This window comes from Saccharomonospora sp. NB11 (genome assembly GCF_015910535.1).
In the GTDB taxonomy this organism is placed as follows: Bacteria; Actinomycetota; Actinomycetes; order Mycobacteriales; family Pseudonocardiaceae; genus Saccharomonospora.
Map to the genome: position 1 here is coordinate 67243 of NZ_JACBJG010000009.1, position 10827 is coordinate 78069.

At 69.4% G+C, this 10827-nt stretch carries 9 protein-coding genes; 3 read left to right on the forward strand and 6 right to left on the reverse strand.

The genetic code is table 11. The annotated features are described in order from the left end of the window. Positions 1-64 precede the first annotated feature (64 nt). Genes JAV51_RS15010 through cofD form a run of 4 tightly spaced genes read right to left on the reverse strand, consistent with a single transcriptional unit; the run spans position 65 to position 3296 of the window. The gene (locus JAV51_RS15010) at positions 65-421 is read right to left on the reverse strand and encodes a GntR family transcriptional regulator (RefSeq protein WP_197321350.1); all 357 of its coding nucleotides are present in this window, start codon (positions 419-421) and stop codon (positions 65-67) included. A 7-nt stretch (positions 422-428) separates the two neighbouring features. Then, on the reverse strand, positions 429-968 hold the full coding sequence (locus JAV51_RS15015; protein WP_197321351.1) for an NUDIX hydrolase: 540 nt from the start codon (positions 966-968) through the stop codon (positions 429-431). Next, complete coding sequence (locus tag JAV51_RS15020) at positions 962-2308, reverse strand: coenzyme F420-0:L-glutamate ligase (RefSeq protein WP_197321352.1); 1347 nt, start codon at positions 2306-2308, stop codon at positions 962-964. The genes JAV51_RS15015 and JAV51_RS15020 overlap by 7 nt, the downstream gene beginning before the upstream one ends. Further along, complete coding sequence (gene cofD / locus JAV51_RS15025; protein WP_197321353.1) at positions 2301-3296, reverse strand: 2-phospho-L-lactate transferase; 996 nt, start codon at positions 3294-3296, stop codon at positions 2301-2303. Before cofD ends, JAV51_RS15020 begins: the two co-directional genes overlap by 8 nt. Before the next feature lie 368 nt (positions 3297-3664). On the opposite strand from cofD, the gene fdxA reads away from it, so the two are divergent. The 3 genes from fdxA (at position 3665) to JAV51_RS15040 (ending at position 7327) form a co-directional block, all read left to right on the forward strand. Next, positions 3665-3985, forward strand: coding sequence for a ferredoxin (gene fdxA, locus JAV51_RS15030; RefSeq protein WP_197321354.1), 321 nt, complete (start codon positions 3665-3667; stop codon positions 3983-3985). Then, a complete protein-coding gene (gene dapC / locus JAV51_RS15035; protein ID WP_197321355.1) occupies positions 3982-5073 on the forward strand; it encodes a succinyldiaminopimelate transaminase in 1092 nt (363 codons plus the stop codon). Before fdxA ends, dapC begins: the two co-directional genes overlap by 4 nt. Positions 5074-5968: 895 nt before the next feature. Further along, positions 5969-7327: a condensation domain-containing protein gene (locus JAV51_RS15040; RefSeq protein WP_255534958.1), complete on the forward strand. Its 1359-nt coding sequence runs from the start codon at positions 5969-5971 to the stop codon at positions 7325-7327. Here the strand turns inward: JAV51_RS15040 and JAV51_RS15045 are convergent. After that, positions 7300-9051, reverse strand: a complete 1752-nt coding sequence (locus JAV51_RS15045; RefSeq protein WP_197321357.1) for an ABC transporter ATP-binding protein — start codon at positions 9049-9051, stop codon at positions 7300-7302. The two genes, JAV51_RS15040 and JAV51_RS15045, sit on opposite strands and share 28 nt — an antisense overlap. Then, complete coding sequence (locus JAV51_RS15050) at positions 9048-10814, reverse strand: ABC transporter ATP-binding protein (protein ID WP_197321358.1); 1767 nt, start codon at positions 10812-10814, stop codon at positions 9048-9050. The genes JAV51_RS15045 and JAV51_RS15050 overlap by 4 nt, the downstream gene beginning before the upstream one ends. Between the last annotated feature and the right edge of the window lie 13 nt (positions 10815-10827).

Sequence of the window (10827 nt, forward strand, 5' to 3'; positions counted from 1 at the left end):
TGCACAGACCGAGGACACGAGTGCACAGCTGGCGGACACGCGTGCACAGACCGAGGACACGGCGTCAGGCTTCCAGTGCGGCTCTCACCACGGCAAGGGCTTCGTCGGGGGTGAGGCCCAGGGCGCGGACGCGCGCGGCGTACTCGGCCGCCGCGTCCCTGGCCTGTCGGAGCGTGTCGTCACCCGACGCGCTGACGAACGTGCCCGCCCGACCGCGCGTCTCCAGCACACCCGCCGCCTCCAGCTCGCGGTACGCGCGCGCGATCGTGTTCGGCGCGATGCCGAGCTCGGCCGCGAGCGCCCGCACGGTGGGCAGCTTCGCGCCCACTGCGAGGTCACCGTCGGAGATCCCGCGCGTGATCTCGCGCTTCACCTGCTCGTACGGCGGAGTCTTCGACGTGGGGTCGACGTGGAAGCGCATACCGGCCTCACCGGTCCAACGCGGCGGCGATCAGCTCGGTGAGGTCCTCCGTGCCCGGCGGGAGCTGATGCACGGGCCACCACCGCAGGTCGTCGGACTCGTCGCTCGCCACCGGTTGCGCCCCCTCGGGGGCCCGCGCCACGAACCGCACGTCGAAGTGCCGGGTGGGCACGCCGAGCGAGCACGTCACGGGGTGCACGTCGAGGTGCACGGGCTCGGGGTCGAGGGCGAGCCCGGTGATGCCGGACTCCTCGGTCGCCTCCCGCAACGCCGCCTCCGCGAGCGAGGTGTCGGCTGGTTCGCAGTGCCCGCCGAGCTGCAACCACCGGCCGACGCGCGGGTGCAGGGTCAGCAGGACGTGCCGGCCGGAGGCGTCGAGCAGCACGGTGGACGCGGTGAGGTGGCCCGCCGCGCACGACCGTTCACACGCGTCCTCTCGTGCGGCGAGGAACCCGAGGTAGCCGTGCCGCAGCGAGTTCTGCGCGGCGTCGGCGGGCTTCCAGGTTTCCAGCGTCGTCGTCGCGTCGGCGTGCAGCGCGCTCACCATTCGATCAGTCCTTCGTCGAGGTCGCGGGGCGGTCGGGGAGCCAGCGGGGTCGCCGGGTGGCCGACGGCCACCGCGCCGAGCGGGTACCAGTTCTCGCCGAGGTCGAGGGTGCGGCGGACGACGTCGGCGGCGAAGATCGTCGAGCCGATCCAGCAGGAGCCGAGCCCTTCGGCGGCGAGCGCCACCAGCAGCGCCTGCACGGCCGCGCCGCCGGCGACGGTGAACATCGTGTGCTCGCACGCGTTGCGGCGGTCGTCGGGGTAGGTGTGCGCGCCGTCGGGCACCAGGAACGGCACCACGACCTCGGGGGCCGTGTAGAGGATGTCGCCGCGGCGCACACGGCGGTCGATCTGTTCCGGGGTGAACCCGTCGCGTTCGAGGTCCGCGCGCCACGCCTCACGCATGGCGTCGAGCAGCGCGTCGCGCCGCGCGCGGGTGCGCAACCAGGTGAACCGCACCGGGCGCGTGTGGTGCGGGGCGGGTGCGGTGAGCGCGGCGCCCACGGCCCGCCGCAGCACCTCGGGGTCGACCGGGTCGGTGGTGAACTCCCGCACCGACCGTCGGGTGAGGACGGCCTCCCGACGTCCCTGGGCGATCGCCTCGCGAGTGCCGAGGCGGAAGAGGTCCTCGTCGGCGGGACGCACGAGGTCGCGTGCGGTGGCCGCGCCCGGTCGGTCGTCGCCGATCGTCAGCCCGCGCACGACGGCCACGGGGACGGCGGTGAGCTTGCCCTTCACCAGGTCGGCCGCGGCGGCCACCTCGTCGGCCACGGCGATCTCGGTGACGGCGAGTTCGTTGCCCTGCCGGTCCTTCTCACCCGCGTACGACCGCAGCACGCGCAGGCCGGACGAGCCGATGGCCGCGTCGGTCTGACCCACCCGCCAGGCCCGGCCCATGGTGTCGGTGACGACGACGGCGACCTCCACGCCCAGCCGTTCCCGCAGCCCGTTGCGCAGGGCGAGGGCGGACGCGTCGGGGTCGTGGGGCAGCAGGGCGACCTCGCCGGAGTCGACATTGGAGGCGTCCACACCGGAGGCCGCCTGCACGATGCCGAGGTGGTTCTCCGTGATGGCGGTGCGACCGATGCGGGCGAGCACGCGCACGGCCTCCTGCTCCACGAGGTCGCGACGCGCGGCGTCCCGCTGCTCCGGATCGTCGGGCACGCGGATCAGCCTGCCCTCGACCTTCGACACCACCTTGCTGGTGACCACCACGACGTCGCCGGAGCGCAGCCACGGCGCCTGGCGGGCGATGGCGCCGGTCAGGTCGTCGCCGGGGCGGAACTCGGGAAGCCCGTCGACCGGCAGGATCTCGATGCGCCGTGCGGCGTGCTCACTCACTGTCCACTCCGGCCAGGTCGAGAGCGGCCCGCACCATGGCGGCCGTCGCGTCCACGTCCGTCATCAACAGTGGCACCGCGCGCACGGCCACGCCCGGGACGTCCGCCGACTCGCCCTGGTGAACGAGCCAGCCGTCGAGCAACCCGTCCTCCGACGTCTGTCGCGACCCGTAGTGGACCCCGACGGCCTCGGCCGACGTCTCGACGCCGATGGCCGACAGGCACGCGTCCGCCATGCCCCGCACCGGCTTGCCACCGATGATGGGGGACACCCCGACGACGCTCGCCTGGGTGCGGCGCAGCGCCTCGCGCACGCCCGGGACCGACAGCACCGTGCCGATCGACACCACCGGGTTCGACGGGGCGAGCAGGACGACGTCCGCCTCCTCGATCGCCTTCACGACACCGGGCGCCGGGGTGGCCTCCTCCGCGCCCACGGGCACGATGGTGTGGGCGGGCAGTTTCGCCCGGTACCGCACCCACCACTCCTGGAAGTGCAGTGCCTTCTGCTGCCCCGCCTCGTCGGGGTCGTCCACCACGACGTGGGTCTCCACCCGGTCGTCCGTCATCGGCAGCAGTTCCACCCCGGGCCGCCAGCGGTCGCACAGCGCCTCGGTCACGGCCGACAGCGGGTATCCCGCGCGCAGCATGCGGGTGCGGATCAGGTGGGTGGCGATGTCCTTGTCGCCCAGCGAGAACCACGTCGGTTCGGCGCCGTAGGCCTCCAGCTCGGACTTCACGGTCCACGTCTCCTCGGCGTGGCCCCAGCCTCGCTTCGGGTCGACGCCACCGCCGAGCGTGTACATGCAGGTGTCGAGGTCGGGGCAGATGCGCAGCCCGTGCATCCACACGTCGTCGCCGGTGTTCACGAGCGCGGTGACGCGGTGGGGCGAATCCCCCTCGCCCACCGGGGGCAGACCGAGAGCGGCCTTGACGCCGAGCAGGAACCGAGCACCGCCCACTCCGCCGACGACGACGACAACCTTCACTGTGCTGGCCTTCTTCCAGGATCGCGACGTTTTCTGTTCCTCGGTGCCCGATCCTCGCACGGCGGGGCACGGCGGCGACGGTGGTGTGCCCCGCGCCCGACTCGCCGGGACCGCGCTCCCACGGGCGTGTCCGGGGGCCGTCCTCCCACGTCGCGCGCCTGCTCACGGGCGGCGATCTCGGTCACAATGGAGTCGGCGGGAGGACGAAGCGGTGTCGGACACGACGATCTCCCGACCGCAGCCGACGGTGTGCGGGTGTTCAGTCCGTAACAGGGCGACGTCGCCACAGCGGTGTCGGCATAGGATGCGCAAGCGGAACAGCGGATGTCCGGCGAGAAGGCCAGACCGAAAACAAGCAGGAGAACGCAGTGACCTACGTGATCGCCGAGCCCTGCGTCGACGTGCTCGACAAGGCATGCATCGACGAGTGCCCCGTCGACTGCATCTACGAAGGCGACCGGATGCTCTACATCCACCCCGACGAGTGCGTCGACTGCGGGGCTTGCGAGCCGGTCTGCCCGGTGGAGGCCATCTACTACGAGGACGACGTCCCGGACGAGTGGGCCGCCTACACCAAGGCGAACGTCGACTTCTTCGACGAGCTCGGCTCCCCGGGTGGTGCGGCGAAGGTCGGCAAGACCTCCCACGACCCGCAGTGGATCAAGGACCTGCCCCCGCAGGGCGAATGAAGTCCCCCGCGCTACCCGACTTCCCCTGGGACTCGCTGACCGAGCAGGCCGCGCTCGCGCGGTCGCACGCCGACGGCATCGTCGACCTGTCGGTGGGCACGCCGGTGGACGCGGTTCCGGAGAGCATCCGGGCCGCGTTGGCGTCCGTCTCCGACGTCCCGGGCTACCCGGCCACCCACGGCACCCCCGCGTTGCGGGAGGCCGCCGTGGCGGCGTTGCGGCGCAGGCACGGCGTGACGGGTGTCGAGCCGGACGCCGTGCTGCCGACGATCGGGTCCAAGGAGCTGGTCGCGTGGCTGCCCACGCTGCTGGGCGTGGGCGCGGGCGACACCGTGGTGATTCCCGAGCTGGCCTACCCGACGTACGAGGTGGGTGCCCTCCTCGCCGGAGCCACGGTGGTGCGTGCCGACGGGTTGACGGCACTCGGCCCCGCGCGGCCGAAGCTGCTGTGGCTGAACTCGCCGTCGAACCCCACGGGCAAGGTCCTCGGCCTGCCTCATCTGCGCAAGGTCGTGGAGTGGGCGCGGGAACGCGGCACCGTGGTGGTCTCCGACGAGTGCTACCTCGCGCTCGGGTGGGACGAGGAACCGGTCTCGATCCTGCACCCCGACGTGCACGGCGGCAGTCTCGACGGTCTGCTGGCGGTGCACTCGCTGTCGAAGTCGGCGAACCTCGCCGGTTATCGCGCCGGGTTCGTCACGGGCGACCCGACGCTGGTGCGGGAGCTGCTGGCCGTGCGCAAGCACGCCGGGATGATCGTGCCCAGGCCCGTGCAGGAGGCCATGACGGCAGCGCTGTCCGACGACGACGCGCTGGCCGAGCAGCGGGCCCGCTACGCCGCGCGCCGTGACGTGCTGCGGCCCGCGTTGGAACGCGCCGGCTTCCGCGTCGACCACTCCGAGGCGGGGCTGTACCTGTGGGCGACCAGGGGTGAGCCGGCTTCGGACACGGTGGCGTGGCTCGCGCAGCGCGGCATCCTCGTCGCACCGGGCACGTTCTACGGGCCGAGGGGCGGCGAGCACGTCCGGGTGGCACTCACGGCGACGGACGAGCGCGTGCGTGCCGCGGCCGAACGGCTGGCGGAGTAGCGAGCCCCGCTGTCGGCGTGTCCGCGGGTCTCGCGCGCGTGTTCGCGCGTCGCGTACGCGTGGGGCTCATCGTCGGGTGAGCTCAGCCGGGCTGGATCGGTGCCCGTGGATCTCTGGACAGGTCCACGGGCACCGGGGCTGCTGCCAGGTACAGCAGGCAAGCACGTGCGGCCGGTGCGGAGTCGGTGTACGACGAAGCGTGTCACCCTGCTTCGAGCGCTATTCTCTGTTTCCAAGCTGGTTCGCGAAAACCCTACGCCGTGATTGAACGCCGTTGATCGATCGATATTCGGGTGATCCCGTCGTCAGTGCCAGGTTTGGTTGCGGCTGCGGACCAGGAATTGTCGGCGGATAGCGACATCCCGGTGAATGTAGGTCGTTGCCTGCTGTCTCGCGTCGGTGCGGATCCGCTCCGCTCGATAGTGAGGGCGATCAAAGAATTGTTTCCATCTGATTCCGAGTGATCGGTCGCTGTCGTGAATGGATGGAGTCGACGTGCTTTCCCGGGGCGCCTCGGCTGTAGGGGCGGGTATCTGCACGTGGAACAAGGAGCTCAGCAGGTGATCGGTGCCAGATCGGTCCTCCGGTGTCGTCACGGCGGCAGGCGGGGGCGCGATCGTCGATTCTGGTTGGTTGTAGATCTTGCTCGAAACGTGCGCCGTCCGATATTTTGGGAGTTCTGGAGGGAAGGAGGCGGTGTGGTGGGCGTCGCCTTTTCGGTCTTCCATTCCGAAGTCGAATTCGGTATTGCGTCGGAGCGCGCGAACGGGTGGCGGGGAACGCGTCGGTCTGTTCGTCCCGTACGAACCGGCACCGAAGTCGGCAAGGTGTCGGCAGGTTCGAGCGTCACATCGGCACGTCGATCACAGATCGCAGAGCGGACCGGGGGTACGGAATGACGGACGATCTCGCTCCACGCGTACCGTCGCGCGCGCATGTGTATCCGGCGTCGGTGACCCAGAGCCGTCTGATCATGATGCGTTACGCGCAAGGCGGGGTGCCCGCGCAGGTCGTCGGCGCGCATCTACTGCTCCGTGGACCCTTGGACGTCCGTCGGCTGCGGAATGCCTTCGTGGAGCTCGTCCGCAGACATACCATTCTGCGCACCAACTACGCGCTCTCAGAGTCCGGCGAGGTACTCGCGATCGTCCACCAGGACGAGGGGCCGAATGTCTTCGAGGTCACGCCCGGGACCGACTTGTCCGACCACGGCGACATCGTCGAGCACGGGAACACTCTGCTCCAGAACATCGTCCACAGGTTCACGTCCCCGGATCGTCACTCGATGCTCCAGGCGGTGCTGGTGCCGCATACATCGGGCCTGCACAGCCTCGTTCTGGCAATCGATCACATCACGGTCGACGAGCGTTCCAAGGCCCTTCTGCAGACCGAGTTGGCCGCACTGTATGCGGGTCGGGGCGACACACTTCCCGAACCGTCTCCCTACGACGCGGCCGGTGTCCGGAACACGTTCCCGGACCTCGACGACGTTCCAGGCCTGCGAGAGCTGCTTACTCCGTTGCCACCGCGTTTCCTCTCCAGCCCGGACCCGTGCAGTGATCCGGAGGCGTTTCGGCCGGTGGTGGCGGCTCGCGCACTCGGCACGGTGATCTGGGAGCAGGTGGGGGCGTCCGCGCGTCGCCATCGCTGCACGCGCTTCATCGTGCACGTCACCGCGGTCATGTGGGCACTCAAACACTTCTCCCGGTCGGACGACATCAGCATCGTCATCCCGATGGACACACGGCGGCGGCCGCAGGACTTCGACACGGTCGGCTTCTTCCAGAATCTCGTCCTCGTGCGCTCCCGTGCACCGCGTGCCGCGGGCATCGGTGCGACCTTGGAGGAGTGCCGATCGATCATCCGTGAGGCTTTCCAGCGGCGTGACTACCCGATCGCGACGCTCGTCTCCGCTGCGAGGTCCGAGCGGTCGGAGCCGTGCCGGAACCCGCTCTACCAGGTCGCATTGGCCTATGCGACGGAGAACGTCGATCTCGGCTGGAGGCTCGACGGTGTCGACGTCACTCCAGTGGAGATTGAGTTCCCCGAGGCGGCAGTGGAGCTATTCGTCTATCTCACCGAGTCCTCGGCTGACACGGAAGCGATGCTGGTCGGAGCGGAGGGGGCGTTGGGTTCGGCCGACCTCGACAGACTGCTCGCCCTGTGGCGGGAGGCGTTGTGCGAGCTCACCGACCAACGGGGCGCCGAAGCCTCGGAGCTCGGCGATCAGTTGTTCGAGCCGTCGGCGAGGTAGCCGGCACGCTGCGCGTTGTACAACTGCGCATACAGCGGCACGTCGAGTAGTTCGTCGTGGTGGCCGACCGCTACGACGCGACCGTCGTGCATGAGGATCACCGCGTCGGCCTCCGGCGTCAATGACATCCGATGGGTCACGATCACTGTGATACCGGTCCCGTTCCGGGTGACCGTGCGCGCTTGGTCCATCAGCCGATCGAGCAGCGTCTCCTCGGCGATCGGATCGATGGCCGAGGTGGGTTCGTCGAAGATCACGACCGAGGTGTCCTCGCGCAGGAAGCCGCGGGCCAGCGCCACGCGCTGCCATTGTCCGTGGGAAGGCCGCAGCCCGTCGGGCATCGTGGCGCCCAGGGGAAGGGCAAGCCCTGCGTCGTCGTTCGCGATCCACTGCCCGAGCCCGGCACTGTCGACTGCGCGTGTGACGTCGGAGTCGGTGAACCGTTCGTCGCCGAGCCGTACCGCGTCGCGCAGTTCGAACTCCAGCTCGGCGAAGTCCTGTGCGAGGTAGGTGATGTCTGGCGGGTGGCCGTTCGCCGTCCGTATCTCGCCGGAGGTGGGCCGAATCAATCCGCTCAGCAGAGTGACCAGGGTGGTTTTCCCGCTCCCGTTCGCGCCAACGAGCGCGTAGATTCGACCCCCGGAAAGCCGCAGGCAGACGTCGCGGACGGCAGGGGTTTGCGCACCGGGATATCGGTAGGACACGTTGCGCAGTTCGAGTCCGGTGGTGTCGGAAACCGTGTGAGACGTCCTCGGTTCGACGCGCAGTCGGGTGAGCACGCGGTCGAGCGCGCGCACGACGCGGAGTGAGTCGGCGCAGGACGTCAAATACCGCGCCAGGGCGCCGACCAGTGACGTCGTCGTCGACAGCAGCAGCAACGAGGCCAAGGTCGTCGCCACGTCGGTGGTGCCCGCTTCGAGCGCGTGGATCAGCCCGGCGATTCCCGCGGTGAGTGCCGCACTCGTCAGGAGCGCGCCGAGTGCTGTCCATCGCGCACCACGCCACAAGCCCGCGCTTCTGGTCGTTTCCGCTACCTCGGCCGAATGACGGTGGCTGTCCAGAAGGAACCGGCTGCCTCGCGACAGGAGCAGCTCACCCGTGTGTTTCTCGTCGGTTCCGATATCAGCGAGTTCGTCACACACCCGGGCATGCTCCGCGGCGGCGCGCTGAGCCTCACCGACCGCCCGGTCGCGTCGCCGGACACACAGGTAGGCACCGGTGGCCGCCACAGGAAGCAGGAGAAGCCAGGGGGTGGCCAGCACCGTGATGAGTACCGTCATGCCCAGGCGGACGCTCGTGCCGAGAATGAGGCCGACCACGTCGGCGCCTTCGGTGAGCCGTGCCTGCTCGGAACGCACGATCTGCAGGTCGTCGAGAAATCGACGTTCGTTGAAGTGCTCGATCGACCGGCCGCTGTACAGGGCGCGCTGCAGGTCTTCGTCGACGAGCCGGTTCGTCGCATCCACCAGCAGTGCCGAGACGGTGAGCGAGTAGCGCCCGAGCAGCACCTGTGCCACCAGCGCCGCACAGGCGATGCCGAGGAACACGACCCCGGACGAGAACTCGTTTGCCGCCCACCTGGCCACCATTACCGCGATCGCCACAGAGGCGGCGACTGTGGCGATGGGGCGCACTGTGAACGCGATGATGGTGATCCACGCGGCCTTCGAGTCCGCCCGGAACGACAAGCGCAGAAGTTCGCGAAGCGCGCTCCGGAACGTCATCCGATCACGACCTCACCGTCTCGCGGTCGGTAGCGATCGGCCTGCGACCGGAACATTCGCGCATAGTTGCCACCCTCGGCCATGAGTGTCGCGTGGGTACCTCGCTCCTTGATGTCGCCCTGGTGGAGCACGAGGATCTCGTCTGCCCGGCGGACACCCGCGAAGCGGTGAGACACCATCACCGTCGTCCGGTCCTGCCCGGCCAGCTCGCCGAGTTCGGCGAAGAAGTGCGCCTCCGCTTGAGCATCGAGGGCGGCTGTCGGCTCGTCCAACACGAGCACGCGCCGGTCGTCGTCCACCATGCCCGCGAGCGCCCGTGCGGTCGCGACACGTTGCCACTGCCCACCGGACAGCCCGCTCCGAGGCACGGTTGGGGAACGCGGAGCGTCGACGACCTCCGGGGAATCCGCGTCGAGCCGACTGAGGAGCGCCAGGACCCGCGGATCGCGTACGCCGACGCTGTGGCCGCGCCCCAGCGCGACGTTGTCGTGCACCGAAGTCGGATAGCGAACGTACTGCTGGCCGAGGAAGGCGAACGAGTCACGCCAGCTGCTCCGCAACCCCTCGGCGGACACGTCGACACCGTCGCACAGGATTCGTCCCGAGTCGGGGGCGAGGAGGCCGACGAGCAACTTCAGCAGGGTGGATTTCCCGGCTCCGTTGACGCCGACGATGGCCAGACTTCTTCCGAGTTCCACTTCGAAGCTCAGGTCGGTGAAGACCGGCGTCGTGGCGTTGGCATAGCGAAACGTCACTCGGTCGAAGCGGATCGTGCTACCCGGACGGGCACGCGGGACTGCGGTGGACGGCACCGACACCGGCGGCTGCGGTGCCGTCGCGGATCGGACGCGGTCGAACACCTCGACGCCTGTCGCCGAATAGACCACATCCATGGTGACGCCGAAGATCAGCATCAGTGCCACGAGCGAGGACACCCCCATCACCAGCTGAGCGGGCCCCGGATCGGCATGGAACAGAACGATCAACCCGAAGGCCATGGCACTCACCGCGAGGACCAGCGCGCCCAACAGCGGCAGGGTGATGCGGGTGGCCGGACGGGCGCCGTGCGCTGCCTCTCGGAACCGACTGATCACCCAGCCGGCCGCACGGAAGACGATCACCTCACGGGCCGTGCGGCGGTCGAAGGCCAGACCGCCGAGGTACGACGCGCGCGCACTCCGGGCGTCGGTCGAATACGCCGCCGACTGTTCGGCGGTGTAGTCCCTCTCCAACAGCACCGAGAGCACGACGAAACTGACGAGCACGGGTAGACCGGCGACCGGCTCGACGAACACGAGCACGAGCCCAGGTATCAGCGCTTGCGCGCGTAACAGCAGGTACCGCACCGTCGACACCGCGAGTCGCCGGATCGGGGGTGAGGCGCTCACCGTGTCGAGCGTGTCCTGCAGGGCCTGCGGTGTCACGCCGGGTGAGCGGAGCCTGGCTCGGATCAGAGCCTGTTCCGATTCCCTCTGCAGCCGCCCCCCGTACCGGTCGGCGACAACGTCGATCACCACGTTGGTGAGTTGGTCGACGAGGAAGAGCGCCACGAACAGCGCGCCCGCCTGGGCGATACCCGACGCTCCACTGGCGGCGCTGCCCAGGACATGTCCGATCACGACGATCGAGGCGGCGGGAATCGAACCCCCCATCAGGATGAGGAGAATGATCCCGAGGGTGAACCCGGGGATCACGCGCCAGCCCAAGCCGAACATGCTCAGCCGCAGTCGCCGACCGAGCCTGGTGCGTACCCGCTGCATCATGCGTGGTTCAAGT

Excerpts from the sequence above, each read along its gene's own strand:
- JAV51_RS15040 (WP_255534958.1), top strand. The coding sequence starts at position 5,969 with ATGACGGACGATCTCGCTCCACGCGTACCGTCGCGCGCGCATGTGTAT.
- JAV51_RS15045 (WP_197321357.1), bottom strand. The coding sequence starts at position 9,051 with ATGACGTTCCGGAGCGCGCTTCGCGAACTTCTGCGCTTGTCGTTCCGG.
- JAV51_RS15010 (WP_197321350.1), bottom strand. The coding sequence starts at position 421 with ATGCGCTTCCACGTCGACCCCACGTCGAAGACTCCGCCGTACGAGCAG.
- JAV51_RS15015 (WP_197321351.1), bottom strand. The coding sequence starts at position 968 with ATGGTGAGCGCGCTGCACGCCGACGCGACGACGACGCTGGAAACCTGG.
- JAV51_RS15050 (WP_197321358.1), bottom strand. The coding sequence starts at position 10,814 with ATGATGCAGCGGGTACGCACCAGGCTCGGTCGGCGACTGCGGCTGAGC.
- dapC (WP_197321355.1), top strand. The coding sequence starts at position 3,982 with ATGAAGTCCCCCGCGCTACCCGACTTCCCCTGGGACTCGCTGACCGAG.